The 22,322-nt window shown below is 60.7% G+C and carries 20 protein-coding genes; 14 read left to right on the top strand and 6 right to left on the bottom strand.

Features of this window, described 5'->3' with window-relative positions; genetic code table 11:
* From AC07VF_RS24285 to nuoN, 12 genes are all read left to right on the top strand, one after another.
* Complete coding sequence (locus tag AC07VF_RS24285; RefSeq protein WP_065989126.1) at nucleotides 1–675, top strand: NuoB/complex I 20 kDa subunit family protein; 675 nt, start codon at nucleotides 1–3, stop codon at nucleotides 673–675.
* Between the two features lie 74 nt (nucleotides 676–749).
* Nucleotides 750–2,531, top strand: a complete 1,782-nt coding sequence (gene nuoC / locus AC07VF_RS24290) for an NADH-quinone oxidoreductase subunit C/D (protein WP_495009821.1) — start codon at nucleotides 750–752, stop codon at nucleotides 2,529–2,531.
* Between the two features lie 2 nt (nucleotides 2,532–2,533).
* Nucleotides 2,534–3,031, top strand: coding sequence for an NADH-quinone oxidoreductase subunit NuoE (nuoE, locus tag AC07VF_RS24295; protein ID WP_065989124.1), 498 nt, complete (start codon nucleotides 2,534–2,536; stop codon nucleotides 3,029–3,031).
* Complete coding sequence (nuoF, locus tag AC07VF_RS24300; protein WP_192174847.1) at nucleotides 3,028–4,386, top strand: NADH-quinone oxidoreductase subunit NuoF; 1,359 nt, start codon at nucleotides 3,028–3,030, stop codon at nucleotides 4,384–4,386. Before nuoE ends, nuoF begins: the two co-directional genes overlap by 4 nt.
* Nucleotides 4,387–4,520: 134 nt before the next feature.
* Nucleotides 4,521–7,232, top strand: coding sequence for an NADH-quinone oxidoreductase subunit NuoG (gene nuoG, locus AC07VF_RS24305; RefSeq protein ID WP_495009822.1), 2,712 nt, complete (start codon nucleotides 4,521–4,523; stop codon nucleotides 7,230–7,232).
* Nucleotides 7,229–8,218 (top strand): NADH-quinone oxidoreductase subunit NuoH, encoded by a 990-nt coding sequence (gene nuoH, locus AC07VF_RS24310; RefSeq protein WP_037008811.1) that lies wholly within the window; start codon nucleotides 7,229–7,231, stop codon nucleotides 8,216–8,218. The genes nuoG and nuoH overlap by 4 nt, the downstream gene beginning before the upstream one ends.
* An 11-nt stretch (nucleotides 8,219–8,229) precedes the next feature.
* Nucleotides 8,230–8,778 carry an NADH-quinone oxidoreductase subunit NuoI gene (gene nuoI / locus AC07VF_RS24315; RefSeq protein WP_037008808.1) on the top strand — a complete coding sequence of 183 codons (549 nt, stop codon included), beginning with the start codon at nucleotides 8,230–8,232 and terminating at the stop codon, nucleotides 8,776–8,778.
* A 9-nt stretch (nucleotides 8,779–8,787) separates the two neighbouring features.
* Complete coding sequence (gene nuoJ, locus AC07VF_RS24320; RefSeq protein WP_037008804.1) at nucleotides 8,788–9,288, top strand: NADH-quinone oxidoreductase subunit J; 501 nt, start codon at nucleotides 8,788–8,790, stop codon at nucleotides 9,286–9,288.
* A 4-nt stretch (nucleotides 9,289–9,292) separates the two neighbouring features.
* On the top strand, nucleotides 9,293–9,604 hold the full coding sequence (gene nuoK, locus AC07VF_RS24325) for an NADH-quinone oxidoreductase subunit NuoK (protein WP_065989117.1): 312 nt from the start codon (nucleotides 9,293–9,295) through the stop codon (nucleotides 9,602–9,604).
* The gene (gene nuoL / locus AC07VF_RS24330) at nucleotides 9,601–11,448 is read left to right on the top strand and encodes an NADH-quinone oxidoreductase subunit L (RefSeq protein ID WP_495009823.1); all 1,848 of its coding nucleotides are present in this window, start codon (nucleotides 9,601–9,603) and stop codon (nucleotides 11,446–11,448) included. The genes nuoK and nuoL overlap by 4 nt, the downstream gene beginning before the upstream one ends.
* A gap of 52 nt (nucleotides 11,449–11,500) precedes the next feature.
* Nucleotides 11,501–13,033 carry an NADH-quinone oxidoreductase subunit M gene (nuoM, locus tag AC07VF_RS24335; protein ID WP_346631391.1) on the top strand — a complete coding sequence of 511 codons (1,533 nt, stop codon included), beginning with the start codon at nucleotides 11,501–11,503 and terminating at the stop codon, nucleotides 13,031–13,033.
* A 7-nt stretch (nucleotides 13,034–13,040) separates the two neighbouring features.
* Entirely contained in the window at nucleotides 13,041–14,498 is a 1,458-nt protein-coding gene (gene nuoN / locus AC07VF_RS24340) for an NADH-quinone oxidoreductase subunit NuoN (protein WP_192174849.1), read from the top strand.
* Between the two features lie 336 nt (nucleotides 14,499–14,834).
* On the opposite strand, the gene AC07VF_RS24345 is transcribed toward nuoN, so the two are convergent.
* The 6 genes from AC07VF_RS24345 to AC07VF_RS24370 all read right to left on the bottom strand — a co-directional run bounded on the left by AC07VF_RS24345 (nucleotide 14,835) and on the right by AC07VF_RS24370 (nucleotide 20,464).
* Complete coding sequence (locus AC07VF_RS24345; protein WP_192174850.1) at nucleotides 14,835–15,899, bottom strand: AI-2E family transporter; 1,065 nt, start codon at nucleotides 15,897–15,899, stop codon at nucleotides 14,835–14,837.
* Nucleotides 15,900–16,041: 142 nt separating this feature from the next.
* Nucleotides 16,042–17,721 (bottom strand): methyl-accepting chemotaxis protein CtpM, encoded by a 1,680-nt coding sequence (ctpM, locus tag AC07VF_RS24350; RefSeq protein WP_495009824.1) that lies wholly within the window; start codon nucleotides 17,719–17,721, stop codon nucleotides 16,042–16,044.
* An 82-nt stretch (nucleotides 17,722–17,803) separates the two neighbouring features.
* Nucleotides 17,804–19,162 carry an ATP-binding protein gene (locus AC07VF_RS24355; RefSeq protein ID WP_495009825.1) on the bottom strand — a complete coding sequence of 453 codons (1,359 nt, stop codon included), beginning with the start codon at nucleotides 19,160–19,162 and terminating at the stop codon, nucleotides 17,804–17,806.
* Nucleotides 19,159–19,827: a response regulator transcription factor gene (locus AC07VF_RS24360; protein WP_192174853.1), complete on the bottom strand. Its 669-nt coding sequence runs from the start codon at nucleotides 19,825–19,827 to the stop codon at nucleotides 19,159–19,161. Before AC07VF_RS24360 ends, AC07VF_RS24355 begins: the two co-directional genes overlap by 4 nt.
* The gene (locus AC07VF_RS24365) at nucleotides 19,827–20,156 is read right to left on the bottom strand and encodes a PepSY domain-containing protein (protein ID WP_192174854.1); all 330 of its coding nucleotides are present in this window, start codon (nucleotides 20,154–20,156) and stop codon (nucleotides 19,827–19,829) included. Before AC07VF_RS24365 ends, AC07VF_RS24360 begins: the two co-directional genes overlap by 1 nt.
* Complete coding sequence (locus tag AC07VF_RS24370) at nucleotides 20,156–20,464, bottom strand: PepSY domain-containing protein (RefSeq protein ID WP_495009826.1); 309 nt, start codon at nucleotides 20,462–20,464, stop codon at nucleotides 20,156–20,158. The genes AC07VF_RS24365 and AC07VF_RS24370 overlap by 1 nt, the downstream gene beginning before the upstream one ends.
* Before the next feature lie 163 nt (nucleotides 20,465–20,627).
* Between AC07VF_RS24370 and AC07VF_RS24375 the strand changes: the two genes are divergently transcribed.
* Both AC07VF_RS24375 and queD read left to right on the top strand, forming a co-directional pair.
* Nucleotides 20,628–21,710: a patatin-like phospholipase family protein gene (locus AC07VF_RS24375; protein WP_495009827.1), complete on the top strand. Its 1,083-nt coding sequence runs from the start codon at nucleotides 20,628–20,630 to the stop codon at nucleotides 21,708–21,710.
* Between the two features lie 104 nt (nucleotides 21,711–21,814).
* Entirely contained in the window at nucleotides 21,815–22,171 is a 357-nt protein-coding gene (queD, locus tag AC07VF_RS24380; RefSeq protein WP_282370113.1) for a 6-carboxytetrahydropterin synthase QueD, read from the top strand.
* Nucleotides 22,172–22,322 lie beyond the last annotated feature (151 nt).

Below are 22,322 nucleotides of genomic sequence, written 5' to 3' on the forward strand. Positions count from 1 at the left end.
ATGCAATATAATCTCACCAGGATCGACCCGGATGCTCCTAACGAGCAGTACCCCATCGGCGAACGCGAAGTCGTTTCCGATCCGTTAGAAGACCAAGTCCACAAAAACATCTACATGGGCAAGCTCGAAGACGTGCTGAATGGCGCGGTCAACTGGGGTCGCAAGAACTCCCTTTGGCCGTACAACTTCGGCCTGTCGTGCTGCTATGTGGAAATGACCACCGCCTTCACGGCGCCCCACGACATCGCGCGATTCGGCGCTGAAGTGATCCGGGCATCGCCGCGCCAAGCGGATTTCATGGTCATCGCCGGCACCCCTTTTCTGAAGATGGCCCCGATCATCCAGCGCCTCTATGAGCAAATGCTGGAGCCCAAGTGGGTCATCTCCATGGGCGCCTGTGCCAACTCCGGTGGCATGTATGACATCTATTCCGTGGTTCAGGGCGTGGATAAATTCCTCCCTGTGGATGTTTACGTGCCCGGCTGCCCGCCCCGTCCAGAGGCATTTCTGCAAGGCTTGATGCTGTTGCAGGAATCCATTGGCCAGGAGCGTCGTCCCCTTTCCTGGGTCGTCGGTGATCAGGGCGTTTATCGCGCCGAGATGCCGTCGCAGAAGGAACAGCGCCGCGAACAGCGTATTGCGGTGACCAACCTGCGCAGCCCCGACGAAGTCTGATCCAGTTTTTCTTTTACAAAAAGAAGCCTGAACCTGGGTTCATTCTGTACGTTGACCGATAGCGATCGAGACCTATGACTGCAGACACCGCTCTGTACATCCCGCCTCACAAGGCTGACGACCAAGAGGTCGTCGTTGAACTCCATAACCGTTTTGGCGCTGAAGCCTTCAGCGCCCAGTCCACCGTCACTGGCATGCCCGTGCTGTGGGTGCAACGTGCGCGGCTGATCGAAATCCTGACCTTCCTGCGTCAGATGCCCAAGCCGTACGTGATGCTGTACGACCTGCACGGCGTCGACGAACGCCTGCGCACCAAGCGCCGTGGCCTGCCGGACGCCGACTTCACCGTGTTCTATCACCTGATGTCGATAGAACGTAACAGCGACGTCATGCTCAAGGTCGCGCTGTCCGAAAGCGACTTGAGCATGCCGACCGTGACCGGCATCTGGCCGAACGCCAACTGGTACGAGCGTGAAGTCTGGGACATGTTCGGGATCGACTTCCCGGGCCACCCGCACCTGACCCGGATCATGATGCCGCCGACCTGGGAAGGTCACCCGCTGCGCAAGGACTTCCCGGCCCGCGCCACCGAGTTCGACCCCTACAGCCTGACGCTGGCCAAGCAGCAACTGGAAGAGGAAGCCGCGCGTTTCCGTCCGGAAGACTGGGGCATGAAGCGTTCTGGCACCAACGAGGACTACATGTTCCTCAACCTGGGTCCGAACCACCCCTCGGCCCACGGTGCGTTCCGCATCATCCTGCAGCTGGACGGCGAAGAGATCGTCGACTGCGTGCCGGACATCGGTTACCACCACCGTGGTGCCGAGAAAATGGCCGAGCGCCAGTCCTGGCACAGCTACATTCCGTACACCGACCGCATCGATTACCTCGGCGGCGTGATGAATAACCTGCCGTATGTGCTCTCGGTCGAGAAACTGGCCGGCATCACCGTGCCGGATCGGGTCAACGTCATCCGCATCATGATGTCCGAGTTCTTCCGCATCACCAGCCACCTGCTGTTCCTGGGGACCTACATCCAGGACGTGGGCGCCATGACCCCGGTGTTCTTCACGTTCACCGACCGTCAGCGCGCCTACACCGTAATCGAAGCCGTCACCGGTTTCCGTCTGCACCCGGCCTGGTTCCGCATCGGCGGCGTTGCCCACGACCTGCCGCGCGGCTGGGAGAAACTGGTCAAGGACTTCATCGACTGGATGCCCAAGCGTCTCGACGAGTACACCAAGGCAGCGCTGCAGAACAGCATCCTCAAGGGTCGTACCGTCGGCGTCGCTGCGTACAACACCAAGGAAGCGCTGGAATGGGGCGTCACCGGGCCTAGCCTGCGGGCGACCGGTCTGGACTTCGACTTGCGCAAGGCGCGTCCGTATTCGGGTTACGAGAACTTCGAATTCGAAGTGCCCCTGGCCCACGACGGCGACGCCTACGATCGCTGCATGGTCCGCGTCGAAGAGATGCGCCAGAGCCTGAAAATCATCGAGCAGTGCATGCGCAACATGCCGGCCGGCCCGTACAAGGCGGATCACCCGCTGACCACGCCGCCGCCGAAAGAACGCACCCTGCAGCACATCGAAACCCTGATCACCCACTTCCTGCAGGTTTCGTGGGGCCCGGTCATGCCGGCCAACGAATCCTTCCAGATGATCGAAGCGACCAAGGGCATCAACAGTTATTACCTGACGAGCGACGGCGGCACCATGAGCTACCGTACCCGGATTCGCACCCCAAGCTACCCGCATCTGCAGCAGATCCCTTCGGTGATCAAAGGCAGCATGGTCGCGGACTTGATTGCGTACCTGGGTAGTATCGATTTCGTTATGGCCGACGTGGACCGCTAAGCATGAACAGCACGCTTATCCAGACAGACCGTTTCGCCCTGAGCGAATCCGAGCGCTCGGCCATCGAGCACGAAATGCATCACTACGAGGACCCGCGCGCGGCGTCCATCGAAGCCCTGAAGATTGTTCAGAAGGAACGCGGCTGGGTGCCGGACGGCGCCATCTACGCAATCGGCGAAGTGCTGGGCATCCCTGCCAGCGACGTTGAAGGCGTGGCGACGTTCTATAGCCAGATCTTCCGTCAGCCGGTAGGCCGCCACATCATTCGCGTCTGCAACAGCATGGTCTGTTTCATCGCGGGTCACGAAGACATCGTCAGCGAGATTCAGAGCAAGCTGGGCATCGGCCTGGGTCAGACCACCGCCGACGGCCGCTTCACGCTGCTGCCGGCCTGCTGCCTGGGCAACTGCGACAAGGCGCCGGCGGTCATGATCGACGACGACACTTTCGGCAATCTACAGCCTGCGGGCGTCGCCCCGCTGCTGGAGGGTTACGTATGACCATCACTTCTTTCGGCCCCGCCAACCTCATCACCCGCGCTCCGGAAACCCATCCGCTGACCTGGCGTCTGCGCGATGACGGCGAGCCGGTGTGGCTCGACGAATACCAGAAGAAAGACGGTTACGCCGCGGCGCGCAAAGCGTTCGCCACGCTGTCGCCTGACGAAATCGTCCAGGCCGTCAAAGACTCCGGACTCAAGGGTCGCGGCGGCGCAGGCTTCCCCACGGGCGTGAAGTGGGGGCTGATGCCCAAAGACGAATCCATGAACATCCGTTACCTGCTGTGTAACGCCGATGAAATGGAGCCGAACACCTGGAAGGACCGCATGCTGATGGAGCAACAGCCCCATCTGCTGATCGAGGGCATGCTGATCAGTGCACGCGCGCTGAAGGCCTACCGCGGTTACATCTTCCTGCGAGGCGAGTACACCACTGCGGCCGTGCACCTGCGCCGTGCGGTAAAAGAAGCCGAAGCGGCCGGCCTGTTGGGAAAAAACATCCTCGGCAGCGGTTTTGACTTCGAACTGATCGTGCACACCGGCGCAGGGCGTTACATCTGCGGCGAAGAAACCGCACTGATCAACTCCCTCGAAGGCCGTCGCGCCAACCCGCGTTCCAAGCCACCCTTCCCTGCCGCCGTTGGCGTATGGGGCAAGCCGACCTGCGTGAACAACGTCGAGACGCTGTGCAACGTCCCGGCCATCGTCAACAACGGCAACGACTGGTACAAGTCCCTCGCCCGCGAAGGCAGCGAAGACCACGGCACCAAGCTGATGGGTTTCTCCGGCAAGGTGAAGAACCCCGGCCTGTGGGAACTGCCATTCGGCCTGCCGGCCCGCGAGCTGTTCGAAGACTACGCCGGCGGCATGCGCGACGGCTTCAAGCTCAAGTGCTGGCAGCCCGGCGGCGCCGGTACCGGCTTCCTGTTGCCGGAACACCTCGACTGCCAGTTCTACGCCGGCGGCGTGGCCAAGGTCGGCACCCGGATGGGGACCGGTCTGGCGATGGCGGTGGACGACAAGGTCAACATGGTGTCGCTGCTGCGCAACATGGAAGAGTTCTTCGCCCAGGAGTCGTGCGGGTTCTGCACGCCGTGCCGCGATGGCTTGCCGTGGAGCGTAAAGATGCTGCGCGCCCTCGAAAACGGTCAGGGTCAACCGGGCGATATCGAGACGCTGCTGGGGTTGGTCAACTTCCTCGGCCCAGGCAAAACCTTCTGCGCCCACGCACCGGGCGCCGTGGAACCTCTGGGCAGCGCGATCAAGTACTTCCGGCCGGAATTCGAGGCAGGCATCGCACCGACACGTGCGGGCGACCTCAATCAGGTCATCAGTCCGACCATGGTCGGCGCATAACACGATAAACGGTCGGCGGCTCACAAGGCCGCCTTCCCTGCATCCGACGACGCCGCGAGGCTGTTTGAGTCGGATGGCACCGAGATTCCATTAGCCACGCCCGCTGACACCGGGCCAACGAAGAACTTTGAACCATGGCCACTATCCACGTAGACGGCAAAGCGCTCGAAGTCGATGGCGCAGACAACCTGTTACAGGCATGTCTGTCGCTGGGCCTCGACATCCCTTATTTCTGCTGGCATCCGGCACTTGGCAGTGTTGGCGCCTGTCGCCAGTGCGCGGTCAAGCAGTACACCGACGAGAACGACACCCGTGGTCGTATCGTCATGTCCTGCATGACGCCCGCCACTGACAACACCTGGATTTCCATAGAAGACGACGAATCCAAGGCGTTTCGCGCCAGCGTCGTCGAATGGCTGATGACCAACCACCCGCACGACTGCCCGGTCTGCGAGGAAGGCGGTCACTGTCATTTGCAGGACATGACGGTGATGACCGGCCACAACGAGCGCCGCTATCGCTTCACCAAGCGTACTCACCAGAACCAGGAACTGGGGCCGTTCATCGCACACGAGATGAACCGCTGCATCGCCTGCTATCGCTGCGTGCGCTTCTATAAGGACTACGCCGGCGGTACTGACCTCGGCGTGTTCGGCGCCCACGACAACGTGTACTTCGGTCGCGTTGAAGACGGCACCCTGGAGAGCGAGTTCTCCGGCAACCTCACCGAGGTCTGCCCGACCGGTGTATTCACCGACAAGACCCACTCCGAGCGCTACAACCGGAAATGGGACATGCAGTTCTCGCCGAGCATCTGCCACGGCTGCTCAAGCGGCTGCAACATCAGCCCGGGCGAACGTTATGGCGAAATCCGCCGTATCGAAAACCGCTACAACGGTTCGGTGAACCAGTATTTCCTCTGCGACCGTGGCCGTTTCGGTTATGGCTACGTCAACCGCACGGACCGTCCGCGCCAGCCGCTGGCCGAAGGCATCAAGCTGGGCCTGGACGCTGCGCTGGACAAGGCCGCTGACCTGCTGCGCGGGCGCAACATCGTCGGCATCGGTTCGCCCCGCGCCAGCCTGGAAAGCAACTTCGCCCTGCGCGAACTGGTCGGCGCCGAGCACTTCTACTCGGGCATCGAAGCCGGGGAGCTGGAGCGTCTGCGCCTGATCGCCGAAGTGCTGAAAGACAGCCCGCTGCCGATCCCGACCCTGCGTGAAGTCGAAGAGCACGACGCCGTGTTCATCCTTGGCGAAGACGTCACCCAGACCGCTGCGCGCATGGCCCTCGGCTTGCGTCAGTCGGTGAAGAACAAAGCCGAAGACATGGCCGCTGCGATGAAAGTCCAGCCATGGCTTGACGCTGCGGTGAAGAACATCGGTCAGCACGAGTTGAACCCTCTGTTCATCGCCAGCCTCACCGACACCCGCCTCGACGACATCGCCGAAGAGTGCGTGCACGCGGCGCCTGACGACCTGGCGCGCATCGGTTTCGCGGTGGCCCACGCCATCGACCCGAGCGCTCCGGCCGTTGTTGGCCTGGACAGCGAAGCGCTGGAACTGGCCGAGCGCATTGCCACCGCGTTGCTTGACGCCAAGCGCCCACTGATCGTCTCCGGCGCCTCGCTGGGTTCGAACGCGCTGATCGAAGCCGCGGCGAACATCGCCAAAGCCTTGAAGCTGCGCGACAAGCAGGGTTCGCTGAGTCTCATCGTGCCGGAAGCCAACAGCATGGGCCTGACCCTGTTCGGTGGCGACTCGGTCGACGCTGCGCTGCAGGCCGTGATTTCCGGCCAGGCCGACGCCATCGTCGTGCTGGAAAACGACCTGTTTACCCGCGTTGACGCGGCGACGGTCGAGGCTGCACTGAAGGCCGCCAAGGTGGTGATCGTTGCCGATCATCAGAAGACCGCGACCACCGACCGCGCGCATCTTGTGCTGCCGGCTGCAAGCTTCGCTGAAGGCGACGGTACGCTGGTCAGCCAGGAAGGCCGCGCCCAGCGCTTCTTCCAGGTCTTTGATCCAACTTACCTGGACGCAAGCATTCTGGTTCACGAAGGCTGGCGCTGGCTGCATGCCCTGCGCGCTACCCTGTTGAATCAGCCGGTTGACTGGACTCAGCTCGACCACGTCACTGCCGCCTGCGCCGCCAGCAATCCGCAACTGGCCGGCATCGTCGGTGCTGCGCCGTCTGCTGCGTTCCGTATCAAGGGCCTGAAACTGGCTCGCGAGCCGCTGCGTTACAGCGGCCGGACCGCCATGCGCGCCAATATCAGCGTCCACGAACCGCGTACGCCGCAGGACAAAGACACTGCGTTCGCGTTCTCGATGGAAGGTTACTCGGGCTCTGCCGAACCCCGCTCCCAGGTGCCGTTCGCCTGGTCGCCGGGCTGGAACTCGCCACAGGCGTGGAACAAGTTCCAGGACGAAGTCGGTGGTCACCTGCGTGCCGGCGATCCGGGCGTGCGCCTGATCGAAAGCAGCGGCGACAAGCTGGGCTGGTTCGCCAATGTCCCGCGTGCCTTCTCCCCTGCACAAGGAACCTGGCAGGTCGTGCCGTTCTATCACCTGTTCGGCAGCGAGGAGACTTCCTCCAAAGCCGCGCCGGTTCAAGAGCGCATTCCTCAGGCATATGTGGCGCTGGCCAAGTCCGAAGCGGACCGTCTGGGCGTCAACGACGGCGCACTGCTGAGCCTGAGTGTTGCCGGACAGACACTGCGTCTGCCGCTGCGCATCAGTGAAGAACTGGGCGCAGGCCTGGTGGCATTGCCGTCCGGTCTGGCGGGCATTCCTCCGGCGTTGTTCGGCAAAACCGTCGACGCACTGCAGGAGGCCGCTCAATGACCTGGTTCACCCCTGAAGTGATCGACTCGATCATCGCCGTCGTCAAGGCCATCGTGGTGCTGCTCGCCGTAGTGGTCTGCGGCGCGCTGCTCAGCTTCGTCGAACGTCGTCTGCTGGGCTGGTGGCAGGACCGTTACGGTCCGAACCGCGTCGGTCCGTTCGGCATGTTCCAGATCGCCGCCGACATGCTGAAGATGTTCTTTAAAGAGGACTGGAACCCGCCCTTCGTCGACCGGGTGATCTTCACCCTGGCGCCGGTGGTGGCCATGAGCGCGCTGTTGATCGCGTTCTCGGTCATCCCGGTGACCCAGACCTGGGTGGTCGCCGACCTGAACATCGGTCTGCTGTTCTTCTTCGCCATGGCCGGTCTATCGGTCTATGCGGTGCTGTTCGCCGGTTGGTCATCGAACAACAAGTACGCCCTGCTGGGCAGCTTGCGTGCCTCGGCGCAAACCGTGTCGTACGAAGTCTTCCTCGGGCTGTCGCTGATGGGCATCGTGGTGCAGGTTGGTTCGTTCAACATGGGCGACATCGTCAAGTACCAGGCCGATCACCTGTGGTTCATCATTCCGCAGTTCTTCGGCTTCTGTACCTTCTTCATCGCTGGCGTCGCCGTGACTCACCGTCACCCGTTTGACCAGCCGGAAGCGGAACAGGAACTGGCCGACGGTTACCACATTGAATACGCCGGCATGAAATGGGGCATGTTCTTCGTCGGTGAGTACATCGGCATCATCCTGATCTCGGCGCTGCTGGTGACCCTGTTCTTCGGTGGCTGGCATGGCCCGTTCGATATCCTGCCGCAACTGTCGTTCATGTGGTTTGCCCTGAAAACCGCGTTCTTCATCATGCTGTTCATCCTGTTGCGTGCTTCGATCCCTCGTCCGCGTTATGACCAGGTGATGGATTTCAGCTGGAAGTTCTGCTTGCCACTGACCCTGATCAATTTGCTGGTGACCGCTGCGGTCGTCCTGGCGGCTCAGTGAGGATTTGACCCATGTTCAAATATATTGGCGACATCGTTAAGGGTACGGGTACCCAGCTGCGCAGCTTGATCATGGTCTTCGGCCATGGCTTCCGTAAGCGTGACACCCTGCAATATCCGGAAGAGCAGGTCTATCTGCCGCCGCGCTACCGTGGCCGCATCGTCCTGACCCGCGACCCCGACGGCGAAGAGCGCTGCGTGGCGTGCAACCTGTGCGCCGTGGCGTGCCCGGTGGGTTGCATCTCGCTGCAGAAGGCCGAGACCGACGACGGTCGTTGGTATCCGGAGTTCTTCCGCATCAATTTCTCGCGTTGCATCTTCTGCGGCATGTGTGAGGAAGCTTGCCCGACCACCGCGATCCAGCTGACACCGGATTTCGAGATGGCCGAGTTCAAACGTCAGGATCTGGTGTACGAGAAGGAAGATCTGCTGATCTCCGGCCCCGGCAAGAACCCTGATTACAACTTCTACCGCGTTGCGGGGATGGCCATCGCCGGCAAGCCGAAAGGCGATGCACAGAACGAAGCCCAGCCCATCAACGTCAAGAGCTTGCTGCCTTAAGGAAGAAAGATGGAATTCGCTTTCTATTTCGCATCCGGCATCGCTGTGGTGGCCACCCTTCGGGTGATCACCAACACAAACCCGGTGCACGCCCTGCTCTACCTGATCATTTCGCTGATCGCCGTGGCCATGACCTTCTTCAGCCTCGGCGCGCCGTTTGCCGGTGCCCTGGAAGTCATCGCTTACGCGGGCGCCATCATGGTGCTGTTTGTCTTCGTGGTGATGATGCTGAACCTGGGCCCGGCCTCGGTTCAACAAGAACGCGCCTGGCTCAAACCCGGCATCTGGCTCGGCCCGATTCTTCTGGGCGGCCTGCTCCTGGCGGAGTTGATTTACGTGCTGTTTGCCAACTCCACAGGCGCTTCCATCGGTCACACCACGGTGGACGCCAAAGCCGTCGGCATCAGCCTGTTCGGCCCTTACCTGCTGGTTGTCGAACTCGCCTCGATGCTGCTGCTTGCGGCAGCCGTGACGGCGTTCCATGTCGGCCGCAACGAGGCGAAGGAGTAAAGCCATGAACTCAGCAATCCCTCTGGAACATGGTCTGGCGGTCGCCGGCATCCTGTTCTGCCTCGGCCTGGCGGGCCTGTTGGTACGCCGCAACATTCTGTTCGTGTTGATGAGCCTGGAAATCATGATGAACGCAGCAGCGCTGGCCTTTGTGGTCGCGGGCAGCCGTTGGGCACAGCCTGACGGCCAGATCATGTTCATTCTGGTGATCAGCCTTGCCGCAGCCGAGGCCAGCATTGGCCTGGCGATTCTGCTGCAACTGTATCGCCGCTTCCACACGCTCGATATCGACGCTGCCAGCGAGATGCGCGGATGAACCTACTCTTTCTGACTTTCGTATTCCCCCTGATCGGTTTCCTGCTGCTGTCGTTTTCGCGCGGCAAATGGTCGGAAAACCTCTCAGCCCTGATCGGCGTGGGCTCCATTGGCCTGTCGGCCATCGTTGCCGCGTACGTAATCTTCCAGTTCAACGTCTCACCCCCGGAAGGCGGTCACCTCACCATGGTGCTGTGGCGCTGGATGTCAGTGGACGGCTTCGAACCCAACTTCGCCCTGTATGTCGATGGCCTGTCCATCACCATGCTCGGTGTGGTGGTCGGCGTTGGCTTCCTGATTCACCTGTTCGCCTCGTGGTACATGCGCGGTGAAGACGGCTATTCGCGCTTCTTCGCCTACACCAACCTGTTCATTGCCAGCATGTTGTTTCTGATCCTGGGCGACAACCTGCTGTTCATCTACTTCGGTTGGGAAGGCGTGGGCCTGTGCTCGTACCTGTTGATCGGTTTCTATTACAGCAACCGCAACAACGGCAACGCGGCACTGAAAGCCTTCATCGTGACCCGCATCGGCGACGTGTTCATGGCCATCGGCCTGTTCATCCTGTTCCAGCAGCTGGGCACGCTGAACATTCAGGAACTGCTGGTTCGTGCGCCTCAGCACTTCAAGGTTGGTGATTTCTGGATCGTTCTGGCCACACTGATGCTGCTGGGCGGTGCTGTCGGTAAATCCGCGCAACTGCCGCTGCAAACCTGGCTGGCGGATGCGATGGCCGGCCCTACTCCGGTGTCGGCACTGATCCACGCCGCCACCATGGTGACCGCGGGCGTTTACCTGATCGCGCGGACCCACGGCCTGTTCATCCTCGCTCCGGACATCCTGCATCTGGTCGGCATTGTCGGCGGCGTGACCCTGGTGCTGGCGGGTTTCGCCGCACTGGTGCAGACCGACATCAAACGTATCCTCGCCTACTCGACCATGAGCCAGATCGGCTACATGTTCCTGGCGCTGGGCGTGGGTGCATGGGACGGCGCGATTTTCCACCTGATGACCCACGCCTTCTTCAAGGCGCTGCTGTTCCTCGCGTCCGGTGCGGTGATCGTTGCCTGCCACCACGAGCAGAACATCTTCAAGATGGGCGGTCTGTGGAAGAAACTGCCATTGGCCTACGCCAGCTTCATCGTCGGCGGCGCAGCGCTGTCGGCCTTGCCACTGGTCACTGCGGGTTTCTACTCCAAGGACGAAATCCTCTGGGAAGCGTTCGCCAGCGGTCATCAGTACCTGCTTTATGCCGGTCTGGTCGGTGCGTTCATGACCTCGCTGTACACCTTCCGCCTGATCTTCATCGCCTTCCACGGCGAAGCGAAGACCGAAGCCCACGCCGGCCATGGGATTTCCCACTGGTTGCCGCTGGGTGTGCTGATCGTGCTGTCGACGTTCATTGGCGCCTGGATTCATCCGCCACTGGCCGGCGTCCTGCCGGAAAGTGCGGGCCATGCGGGCGGCGAAGCCAAGCACAGTCTGGAAATCGCCTCGGGCGCCATCGCTCTGGCCGGTATCCTGCTGGCGGCGGTGCTGTTCCTCGGCAAGCGTCGTCTGGCCACGGCCATCGCCAACAGCGGTCCGGGTCGTTTCCTGTCTGCATGGTGGTTTGCGGCCTGGGGCTTCGACTGGGTGTATGACGTGCTGCTCGTCAAACCTTACCTGGCAATCAGCCGCCTGCTGCGTGGCGACCCGCTTGACCACACAATCGGCCTGATTCCGCGTCTGGTCAAAGCTGGCAACGGCTTGATGACCCGCACCGAAACCGGTCAGCTCCGTTGGTACGCCGCTTCGATCGCCGCAGGTGCCGTACTGGTACTCGGCGCGATTGTGCTGGTCTGATGAGTCGAACTGACATGAACCTTGCGACTTTGCGAAAGGAATTGAGCCCGTCATGATTCTGCCCTGGCTAATCCTGATCCCCTTCATCGGCGGCCTGCTGTGCTGGCAAGGTGAGCGCTTCGGCCCTACCCTGCCGCGCTGGATTGCGCTGTTGACCATGTCTCTCGAGACGATTCTGGGCCTGTGGGTCTGGAGCACCGGTACGTTTACCTACGCTCCAGTTCCGGGCGCCGATCCGACCTGGGCCCTTGAATTCAAGCTCCAGTGGATCCAGCGCTTCGGCATCAGCGTGCACCTGGCCCTCGATGGCCTGTCCCTGCTGATGATTCTGCTGACCGGCCTGCTGGGTATCCTCTCGGTACTCTGCTCGTGGAAAGAGATTCAACGTAACGTCGGCTTCTTCCACCTGAACCTGATGTGGATCCTGGGCGGTGTCGTCGGCGTGTTCCTCGCCATCGACCTGTTCATGTTCTTCTTCTTCTGGGAAATGATGCTGGTGCCGATGTACTTCCTCATCGCGCTCTGGGGTCACAGCTCGGCGGACGGCAAGAAGACGCGGATCTACGCAGCGACCAAGTTCTTCATCTTCACTCAGGCCAGCGGCCTGATCATGTTGGTGGCGATCCTGGGTCTGGTCTTGGTGCACTTCAACCAGACCGGCGTGATCACCTTCGGCTACGCGGACCTGCTGAAAACCAAGCTGTCCCACGGCACCGAATACATCCTGATGCTGGGCTTCTTCATCGCTTTCGCGGTGAAGCTGCCAATCGTGCCGCTGCACTCCTGGTTGCCTGACGCTCACGCCCAGGCGCCGACCGCAGGTTCCGTGGACCTGGCAGGCATCCTGCTGAAGACCGCTGCGTATGGTCTGCTGCGTTTTGCGCTGCCGCTGTTCCCAAATGCGTCGGCCGAGTTCGCGCCGATCGCCATGGTGCTGGGCCTGATCGGTATCTTCTACGGTGCTTTCCTCGCCTTCGCCCAGACCGACATCAAGCGCCTGATCGCGTTTTCCAGCGTTTCGCACATGGGCTTCGTGCTGATCGGCATCTACTCCGGTAGCCAGCAGGCGCTGCAAGGCGTCGTCGTTCAGATGCTCGCTCACGGTCTGTCGGCTGCCGCGCTGTTTATCCTCAGCGGTCAGTTGTACGAGCGTCTGCACACCCGCGACATGCGCGAAATGGGTGGCCTGTGGAGCAAGATCGCGTACCTGCCGGCCATCAGCCTGTTCTTCGCCGCTGCGTCGCTGGGCCTGCCAGGCACCGGTAACTTCGTCGGTGAATTCCTGATCCTGATCGGCAGCTTTGTCAGCGCCCCATGGATCACCGCCATCGCGACTTCCGGCCTGGTGTTCGGTTCTGTCTACTCGCTGATCATGATCCACCGCGCCTACTTCGGCCCGGCCAAGTCCGACGCGGTCTACAAGGGCATGGACGGTCGGGAATTGATCATGGTGCTGGGTCTGGCGGTGTTGTTGATTGTGCTGGGCGTGTACCCGCAACCGATCCTTGACACATCCTCGGCGACCATGCATGGCGTGCAGCAATGGCTCGGCACCGCCTTCACTCAACTCGCTTCGGCCCGGTAAGAGCGCTATGGACCTGACGATTCAACACTTTATTGCGCTGGCGCCGCTGCTGATTACCAGCATCACCGTTGTGGTGGTGATGCTGGGCATCGCATGGCGTCGCAGTCACTCGCAATCATTCCTGCTGACGGTAGCGGGACTCAACCTGGCTTTGCTGTCCATCTACCCGGCGCTGAAAGTCGCGCCGCTGGTGGTCACGCCTTTGCTGCAAATCGACAGCTTCGCCTGCCTCTACATGGGCATCATCCTGGTGTCCACGCTGGCCTGCGTCACCCTGGCCCACGCCTACCTGGGTGAAGGCAAGGCAGGTTACCCGGGCAACCGCGAAGAGCTTTACCTGCTGATCCTCATGGCAGCGGCCGGCGGGCTGGTGCTGGTTGCCGCGCAACACCTGGCGAGCCTGTTTATCGGTCTGGAGTTGCTGTCGGTGCCGGTCTACGGTCTGGTGGCTTACGCCTTCTTCAACAAGCGTTCGCTGGAAGGTGGCATCAAGTACATGGTGCTGTCGGCAGCCGGCTCGGCGTTCCTGCTGTTCGGTATGGCGCTGCTGTATGCCGAATCCGGCAGCCTGGGTTTCAGCGAAATCGGCAAGGCCATCGCCGCCACCGGCATGCCAAGCCCGATCGCAAGCCTGGGTCTGGGCATGATGCTGGTGGGTCTGGGCTTCAAGCTGTCGCTGGTGCCGTTCCACTTGTGGACACCGGACGTATACGAAGGCGCCCCTGCCCCGGTAGCGGCTTTCCTCGCTACGGCCAGTAAGGTCGCGGTGTTCGGCGTGCTGGTTCGTCTGTTCCAGATATCTCCGGCAGCCACCAGCGGCGTGCTGACGGACGTGATGTCGGTCATCGCCGTGGCGTCGATCCTGGTCGGTAACCTGCTGGCGCTGACGCAGAACAACCTCAAGCGTCTGCTGGGTTATTCGTCTATCGCGCACTTCGGTTACCTGATGATCGCGATGGTGGCGAGCAAGGGCATGGCGGTCGAGGCGATCAACGTCTATCTGGTCACCTACGTGCTGACCAGCCTGGGCGCGTTCGGCGTGGTCACGCTGATGTCGTCGCCTTACAGCGGCCGCGATGCCGACGCGATGTTCGAATACCGCGGCCTTTTCTGGCGTCGTCCGTACCTTACGGCCGTGCTGACCGTGATGATGCTGTCCCTGGCGGGTATCCCGCTGACGACGGGCTTCATCGGCAAGTTCTACATCATCGCAACCGGCGTCGAAGCGCACCTGTGGTGGCTGACCGGTTCCCTGGTCGTGGGCAGCGCCATTGGCGTGTTCTATTACCTGCGTGTGATGGTGACGTTGTACCTGCAAGACTCGAAGATCCAGCGCCACGACGCTCCGTTCAACTGGGCGCAGCGTGCAGGTGGCGTGATGCTGTTGGGGATTACGCTGCTGGCGTTCTTCCTGGGCGTTTATCCGCAACCGCTGCTGACCCTGGTGGGCCATGCGGGTTTGTGATGGTTGAGTGATGCACAAAAAACCCTGCCTTCGAGCAGGGTTTTTTTATGGCTTTGATTTAGTACTTCGGCACACTTCAGGATCAAGAGCATCTGCCTAACGGCAGATCGTTTCGCCTCCGGCGAGTTACTTATGGGTAGCTCCCAAGATCAAGAGCGTCTGCCTAACGGCAGACATTTCGCCTCCGGCGAGTTACTTGGAAAAGCACCCCAAGTAACCAAGGGTGCCTGCTCCTGGTTGGGTTCCTCCTCCGTCGGAATACCCTCACTCCGGTCTCGCTCCGTGGGCCGAGCCGCATGGACGCGACGCTTTAGATCTTGATCTTAGAAGCACATGCTAACCGGGCAATCGAACGGTTTTCTTGTCGCCGGTAAACAACGCCCACGTCGACATAAACAACGCCGCCACCATCGGCCCGATCACAAACCCGTTTAACCCGAACACCGCCATCCCGCCCAGCGTCGAAATCAAAATGAGGTAATCGGGCATCCGCGTGTCCTTGCCCACCAGAATCGGACGCAACACGTTATCCACCAGCCCGATCACAAACACCCCGAACAGCCCCAACACCACGCCCTGCCAGATCATCCCGCTGAGCAGGAAATACAGCGCGACCGGCGCCCAGACAATCCCCGCCCCCACCGCCGGCAGCAACGACAGAAACGCCATCATCACCGCCCACAGCAACGCGCTCGGGATATCCAGTGCCCAGAAAATAAACCCGCCCAACGCGCCCTGCGTCACCGCCACCACAATATTGCCCTTCACCGTGGCGCGAACCACACGGGTGAACTTCAACTGCAAGCGGCGCTTCTGCGGCTCGGCCAGCGGAATCGCGATGCGGATCTTGCGGGTGAGGTCCTGCCCATCGCGCAGGAAGAAGAACAGCAAGTACAGCATGATGAAAAAGCTGACAACGAAATCGAAGGTACCCTGCCCAAAGCTGAATGCCTGCGTGGCCAGGTAGTTGCTGCCCTGCATCGCGCTTTTGGCAATCTTGTCGCGCAGCCCGTTGAAATCTCCCATGCCCAGGCGATCAAGCCAGTGCTGCACATAGGGCGGCAGCAAGACCTTGAATTCAGCCAGGTACTTGGCGATGTCGAGCTGACCACTTTCCACATTCTTGTAAAGCGTCGCCCCCTCCTGAACCATCAACGCCGCGATGACGATCACCGGCAGAATCGCGATCAGCAGACAAATCGTCAGCGTGCACAAAGAGGTCAGGTTGCGCTGCCAACCGAAGCGGGCCAGCAGACGGCGTTGCAGCGGCGCAAAGATAATCCCGAGGATCACCGCCCAGAACACCGCGCCGTAGAACGGCAGCAGGATCCAGATGAACGCGATGGTCACCAGTATCAATAACAGCAGCAGGGTTTTGTTTTGTAGCGCGGTTTCGTTCATGTTTCTTCCATGTCATTACACCGCGCCAAGCACACGGTCTGATGCTTAGTCCGTCAATCGCCACAGGAGTGCCGCGGCTGAAGTGCAAGGTCAATGGAGGAGGTGCGGACAGCGAGCCCCGAGCGAGGCCCGCCACCTCGGTCTAGATTCTGAACTGCCGGACCAACTGGCCGAGACGCTGATTCAGCTCTGTGAGGTTGCGCGACGTGGAGGCGCCGTGGCGGGTTTCATCGGCCACGCTTTCGACCGCCACGGCAATCTGGTGGACGCTGCGATTGATCTCTTCCGCCACGGCCGTCTGCTCTTCCGCGGCGCTGGCAATCTGCGCGTTCATGGCGTTGATCGTGCCGATCAGTTGACCGATCGTATCCAGCGACGCGCCGGCTTCATTGGCGCGGGCGGAGGTCCCGTCGCCCGCCTCGCTCGAGCGTCGCATCGCCTGCACCGCGCCCTGTGTGCCCTGCTGCAAGCGTTCGATCATGCCCTGGATTTCCTGAGTGCTTTGCTGCGTACGGCTGGCCAGTGCACGCACCTCATCCGCCACCACTGCGAACCCGCGGCCCGCTTCGCCGGCACGCGCAGCTTCAATGGCAGCGTTGAGCGCCAGCAGGTTGGTTTGATCGGCGATGGAACGAATCACTCCGAGCACGCCGACGATCGACGACACGTCATTCTGCAGGCTGTCCAGTGAAGTACCGCTGTCGCGGATGTCGTTCACCAGCGCGTGAATCTGCTGGATGCTGCCGTCGACCACTCGCTTGGCGGCCTGACCTTCGGCATCGGTTTGCTGCGCCGCAACCGAAGCACCTTGAGCGCTCTTCGCGACTTCCTGCGCAGCGGCCGACATCTGATTGATCGCCGTGGCGACCTGATCGGTTTCGTGACGCTGACGCTCCATTGCCTGCTCGGAACGTTGCGCCTGGTCGGTCACTTCACCCACCAGCCCGGTCAGTTGCGCGGTCATTTCGGCGATCTGCCGGACCAGCCCATGAATCTTGTCCACAAAGCGGTTGAACGACCCGGCCAGCTCGCCGAGTTCGTCCTGGGAGGTCACCGCCAGGCGCTGGGTGAGATCACCCTCACCGGCGGCGATGTCGTCAAGGTTGGCTTTCATCAGGCGCAGCGGCCGCAGAATACCGCCCGCGATCCAGAAACCCACCGCTGCGATAATCACCAATACCAGCAGCGTGATGCCAATGATGCTGACCAGCATGTTCTGCCGGCGCTCGGCGACATTCTTCTGCAGCTCCTGGACCTTGGCATCGATGTTGTCCAGATTGATCGATGACCCGAAGGCCATGTCCCATTTAGGCAGGTATTCGGTGTAACCCAGTTTGGGAACCAGCTCGCTCGAACCGGGCAGCGCGGAGGAATATTCCAGGTAATGAGTACCCGCTTTCGCCACGTCAACGAGACCGGCATTCACGAAAACGCCTTTTGGATCGCGGGCATCCTTGAAGCTCTTGCCGATGCCGTCCGGGCTATTGCCCTTGAACAGCCGCACCGCCTGAGAGTCGTAGCCGAAGAAATACCCGTCCTTGGCGTAGGTGACCTGGGAGAGCATCTTGATGACCTGCTCCCGCGCTTCCATGTCACCCGGGGCCGACGCGTCATAAAGCGGTTTGATGGTGCCCAGCGCAACGGCCACGTAACTTTGCAACGTGGCTTTGGCCTCAGCGAGCAGGTGCTGGCGGGTTTCTTCGACGTCGCGCTTGCCCTGCTCACGCAGCATGATGACGGTGCTGACGCTGATGATCAGTGCGAACACCAACACCGGAAGCACGGCAAGCGAAAGTACTTTGGCTTTGAGATTTAGCCGCATGGCAGTCATGACCCTTTGTTTTTGTGCGTTGAGCCGTTGGGGTTCCTTTACGGTTAACGGCCCGGCGCACAAAAAGTTGAGGTCACCAGGAATGAGGCGCGCTTTCGCTCCCGGGCAGTTGCGGGCTGAGTCGCTCGGGCAGATCAATGCGCACTTGCAGCCCGCCCATGGGGCTGTCCAGTAACTGAATGCGCCCGCCCCACGCCTCGACGATATCCTTGACGATGCCGAGGCCCAGACCGTGGCCGGTCACTTGCTCGTCCAGACGATTGCCACGGCCGATCACTTCATCGCGATGCTGCGAGGGGATGCCCGGACCATCGTCGTCGATCAAAAGACAGTAGCCATCAGCACCTTTGGCAATGGTCAGCCTGACCTGGCTGTCGGCCCACTTGCAGGCGTTGTCCATCACGTTGCCCAACAACTCGAGGATGTCCTCCCGATCCCATGGCAGGAACAAATCCGCAGCGATCTCACTGCTCAGCTCCAGATGCTCGCCATGAATCATCCGCAATGTGGAGAACAGCCCGGGTATCTCCGCAGCACAATCAAACCGCGCACCCGGCAACGCATCGCCTGACAAACGCGCGCGATTGAGCTCACGCTCCAGACGCTGCTGAATGTGCTGCAGCTGATCGCGCAGGGTATCGCGCACATGCGGATGACCTGCCAGCCTGTCGCCTTCGGCCAGGCTCATCAGCACGGCCAGCGGCGTTTTCAGCGCGTGGCCCATATTGCCAAGGGCATTGCGGGAGCGCTTGAGACTGTCCTCGGTGTGGGCCAGCAGATGATTGATCTGCGCGACCAGCGGTTCAAGTTCCACCGGCACTCGCTCATCAAGTTGCGAGCGCTGCCCTTGTTGCAGCTGGAAAATCTGTTCTCTGGCCCTTTCCAGCGGGCGCAATGCGCGGCGAACCGTGACGCGCTGCAACACCAGAATCAATATCAGGGCCATCAGCCCCAACCCGAGACCGATGCGCTGGACCAGTGCGAAACTGTCTCGCACCGGGGTGTAGTCCTGAGCGACGGTGATGGAGATGGTTTGCCCGAACTTGCGGTAATCGGTGTGCAGCAGCAACAGCGATTGATCGGTCTTCTCAAGCGCGAGATCAGCGTGCAGACCGGGCTTGCCCGGATGCGGCAACTCCAGATCCCACAGCGAACGCGACCGCCAATGACCCTGGTCGAAATCAATCCGGAAATAATGGCCTGAATAGGGCCGTTGATAGCCGGGCGACAGCCGATGCTCATCGAGCTGCAGACCGTCAGGGCCGCGAACCAGTGCCACCAGCAGCAGCTCGCTTTCATTGCGCAGGCCAGACTCGAGATAACGCTGCAAGCCGACTTCAAACAACCACAGGCTGATCTGCGCCAGGACCAGTCCCACAATCAGCAGCACGCTGATCAGGCCCAGGCTCAAGCGTCGCTGTATCGACCTCACTCGCCCGTCCCGGCAAAACGATAGCCTTGCCCGCGTCGTGTCTCGACCACGGCCCGCCCAAGCTTGCGGCGCAAATGATTGACGTGGACCTCGATCACGTTCGAGTCCCGCTCGTTCTCCCCGTCATAAAGATGCTCCGCCAGATGACTTTTGGACAGAATCTGCCCGGGGTGCAGCATGAAATAACGCAGCAGGCGAAACTCCGCCGCCGTCAGCTGGATGTCCTCTTCCCCGCGACTGACGCACTGGCGCCCTTCGTCCAGGTGCAGGCCGGCGGCTTCAAGTTTCGGCTGATTGGCCAGACCACGGACACGGCGAAGCAGCGCCTGAATGCGCAGCTGCAACTCTTCGGGATGAAAGGGTTTGGTCAGATAGTCGTCGGCGCCAGCCTTGAGTCCTTCGATACGTTCGGCCCACGAGGCCCGCGCCGTCAGAATGAGTACGGGGGTGGACAGCCCGCCGGACCGCCATTTCTGCAGGACCTCTAGTCCCGGAACGCCTGGCAGACCGAGATCAAGCACGATCAGGTCGTAAGGCTCGGTAGCTCCTTGATGAACCGCATCGCGGCCGTCAGCCAGCCAGTCGATCGCGTAACCCTGCCTGCCAAGCGTACTGATGAGCTCGTCCGCCAGGGGAACGTGGTCCTCAACCAATAACAAACGCATCAATCGTCTTCCTTGTCTTGCAACAGGCGGCTGTCACCGGCATCGAATTTCAGCTCGCGCACCACATGATCCGCAGTGAGAAGCTCGATCTCATAGACCAACACACCGTGTTTTTCCTCAAGTTCGGCTTCAAGCAGCTTGGAGCCGGGGTAACGTCCCAGTGCCTGATCAATGAACTGCTCAAGTGGCAGAATCACGCCTTTCCTGCGCAGCTCAAGCACCTCGTCCTGATTCAGATCCCGAGCCAGACACGCCAGGCTCGGGGTGACCGCACACGCGGCCACCAGACAGTAAACGAAACGCTTGGCGGGACGCTTACTGGAGATCATCAGGCGTCCTGATGGTCTTTGAGGATCTGCCCGCTAACGGCGTCGACTTCAACGTCCCACTCCACACCTTGCGAATCGCGCAGTTCGATCTGGTAAACATACTTGCCATATTCCTGTTCCAGCTCGGTGTCAGTGATGGTGGATTTCGGGTGCTTCGCCAAGGCGACGGCGTTGAGCTTTTCAAAGGACTGAATAGTACCTGCATCGCGCAGTTTCAGCGCCTCATCTGGACCCAGATCCCGGGCCTGGACATAACCGGCTGTAAGGGTGAGTGCAGTGGCAGCGATAAAAGCAGTCAGGAATTTCATGGTGGATCTCCGTAGTGGTCTGGTTGTGTACGAAGCTCACCATAAACGGGCGAACTTAATTGAAGCTGAATTCATCTGGCTACGTGCCACTACCTGTCGAGCCGCCAGTGGATGTAAGCGAGATCCACGATATGATTCTCCCCTGTCCGACCACGGAGGGGCCATGAGCAACATTCACATCAAATACCCGGCATTGACTATCAAGGCCGGCAGGCGCGCGTTGACGCGGATCAGGGAGCAAGGGCTGTTGCCGATAGACGTCGGCATCATCCCGGGCGCGGCGGGTGGACCGAAAGCACTGGGGATTCAGGGACTGGATCTGGCGCTGTTCGGCGAATGGCTGCCCCGGGCTCAGCGGGAGCGCTCGTTAATTGGCGCCTCCATCGGTTCGTGGCGCTTTGCAAGCGCATGCTTGCCGGACCCGGTTGCAGGGATCCAGCGACTTGGTCGGCTGTACAACGAGCAGAGTTTCGCCAAAGGCGTGACCATGGCTCAAGTCACCCGCAGCTGTATGACGATGCTCGACGCGCTTTTGCAGGCGGATGATGCCCACGTCCTGACGAACGCCCATTATCGGCTCAACGTGATGATCGTCAGAAGCCGCGGTTTGCTCGCCCGAGATCATCGTGCTGGGTTGAGCCTGGGACTGGGAGCCGTGATCGCAGATAACCTGCTCGGGCGCGCGCGCCTGTCGCGGCATTTCGAGCGGCTGGTCATGCACGACCCACGCCTCGCCCCTCCCCTTCTGCCAATGACTGACTTTCCGTCTCATTGCTTGCCACTGAATACGCTCAACCTGCGCCAGGCATTGCTGGCGTCAGGCTCCATTCCCATGGTTATGGAGGGCGTTGCAGAGATCCCCGGTGTCGGCGCAGGGATGTTCCGCGACGGCGGCCTGCTCGACTACCATCTGGATCTTCCATACAGCGGAAGCGACATCGTGCTGTATCCGCACTTTACCGACAAAATAATTCCAGGCTGGTTTGACAAGGCACTGCCCTGGCGCAGAGGCGACCAGACTCGGCTTCAAGACGTCGTACTGCTTGCGCCCTCAAAGGAGTATCTGGCTACGCTGCCCTGTGGCAAGCTGCCTGATCGAAGCGACTTCAAGCGGTTCGTCGGGAGGGATGCGGATCGTCAGCGGTATTGGCGGACCGCAATGGAAAGCAGCAGGCGACTGGGGGACGAGTTCCTGGAGCTCGTCGACACAGGCCGTCTCATTCAACGCCTGCAGCCCTTGGCTTAACCATGTGGTCAGGTTCCGCCTGTCACTCGCGAAACCATTACTGATAAACTCGCCGCTTGCATTTATCGCTCTGGCGATCGCCACTTCTCAAGGCTCATATCACCGTGGAAATTTTTAAAGAATTTACGTTCGAGTCAGCTCACCGGCTCCCTCACGTGCCAGACGGCCACAAGTGCGGACGCCTGCACGGTCACTCATTTCGTATAGCGATCTACCTGCAAGGCGAACCCGATCCCCATACCGGATGGATTCGCGATTTCTCCGAGATCAAGATGATATTCAAGCCTCTGTACGAGCGTCTGGACCACAACTACCTCAACGACATCCCCGGTCTGGAAAATCCGACCAGTGAAGTGTTGGTGAAGTGGATCTGGAAGGAGTTGAAGCCGCTGCTGCCAGAGCTGTCCGCCATACGGATTCACGAGACATGCACCAGCGGGTGCGTGTATCGCGGTGACTGATCAGCGTTAAAAAATGAAAACCACCCCACGGGTGGTTTTTTTTGGACCGGCGTTTAACAGCTTTTCCGCGCGCAAAAAACAAAACCCCATCTGCTTTCGCAAATGGGGTTTCGGAATTTAATCTTGACGATGACCTACTCTCACATGGGGA

Source organism: Pseudomonas sp. GW821-FHT02H06, from assembly GCF_059421525.1.

What these genes read in the sequence shown, in the direction of transcription:
- AC07VF_RS24285 (WP_065989126.1), top strand. Translation starts at nt 1, where the DNA reads ATGCAATATAATCTCACCAGGATCGACCCGGATGCTCCTAACGAGCAG.
- nuoC (WP_495009821.1), top strand. Translation starts at nt 750, where the DNA reads ATGACTGCAGACACCGCTCTGTACATCCCGCCTCACAAGGCTGACGAC.
- nuoE (WP_065989124.1), top strand. Translation starts at nt 2,534, where the DNA reads ATGAACAGCACGCTTATCCAGACAGACCGTTTCGCCCTGAGCGAATCC.
- nuoF (WP_192174847.1), top strand. Translation starts at nt 3,028, where the DNA reads ATGACCATCACTTCTTTCGGCCCCGCCAACCTCATCACCCGCGCTCCG.
- nuoG (WP_495009822.1), top strand. Translation starts at nt 4,521, where the DNA reads ATGGCCACTATCCACGTAGACGGCAAAGCGCTCGAAGTCGATGGCGCA.
- nuoH (WP_037008811.1), top strand. Translation starts at nt 7,229, where the DNA reads ATGACCTGGTTCACCCCTGAAGTGATCGACTCGATCATCGCCGTCGTC.
- nuoI (WP_037008808.1), top strand. Translation starts at nt 8,230, where the DNA reads ATGTTCAAATATATTGGCGACATCGTTAAGGGTACGGGTACCCAGCTG.
- nuoJ (WP_037008804.1), top strand. Translation starts at nt 8,788, where the DNA reads ATGGAATTCGCTTTCTATTTCGCATCCGGCATCGCTGTGGTGGCCACC.
- nuoK (WP_065989117.1), top strand. Translation starts at nt 9,293, where the DNA reads ATGAACTCAGCAATCCCTCTGGAACATGGTCTGGCGGTCGCCGGCATC.
- nuoL (WP_495009823.1), top strand. Translation starts at nt 9,601, where the DNA reads ATGAACCTACTCTTTCTGACTTTCGTATTCCCCCTGATCGGTTTCCTG.
- nuoM (WP_346631391.1), top strand. Translation starts at nt 11,501, where the DNA reads ATGATTCTGCCCTGGCTAATCCTGATCCCCTTCATCGGCGGCCTGCTG.
- nuoN (WP_192174849.1), top strand. Translation starts at nt 13,041, where the DNA reads ATGGACCTGACGATTCAACACTTTATTGCGCTGGCGCCGCTGCTGATT.
- AC07VF_RS24345 (WP_192174850.1), bottom strand. Translation starts at nt 15,899, where the DNA reads ATGAACGAAACCGCGCTACAAAACAAAACCCTGCTGCTGTTATTGATA.
- ctpM (WP_495009824.1), bottom strand. Translation starts at nt 17,721, where the DNA reads ATGCGGCTAAATCTCAAAGCCAAAGTACTTTCGCTTGCCGTGCTTCCG.
- AC07VF_RS24360 (WP_192174853.1), bottom strand. Translation starts at nt 19,827, where the DNA reads ATGCGTTTGTTATTGGTTGAGGACCACGTTCCCCTGGCGGACGAGCTC.
- AC07VF_RS24365 (WP_192174854.1), bottom strand. Translation starts at nt 20,156, where the DNA reads ATGATCTCCAGTAAGCGTCCCGCCAAGCGTTTCGTTTACTGTCTGGTG.
- AC07VF_RS24370 (WP_495009826.1), bottom strand. Translation starts at nt 20,464, where the DNA reads ATGAAATTCCTGACTGCTTTTATCGCTGCCACTGCACTCACCCTTACA.
- AC07VF_RS24375 (WP_495009827.1), top strand. Translation starts at nt 20,628, where the DNA reads ATGAGCAACATTCACATCAAATACCCGGCATTGACTATCAAGGCCGGC.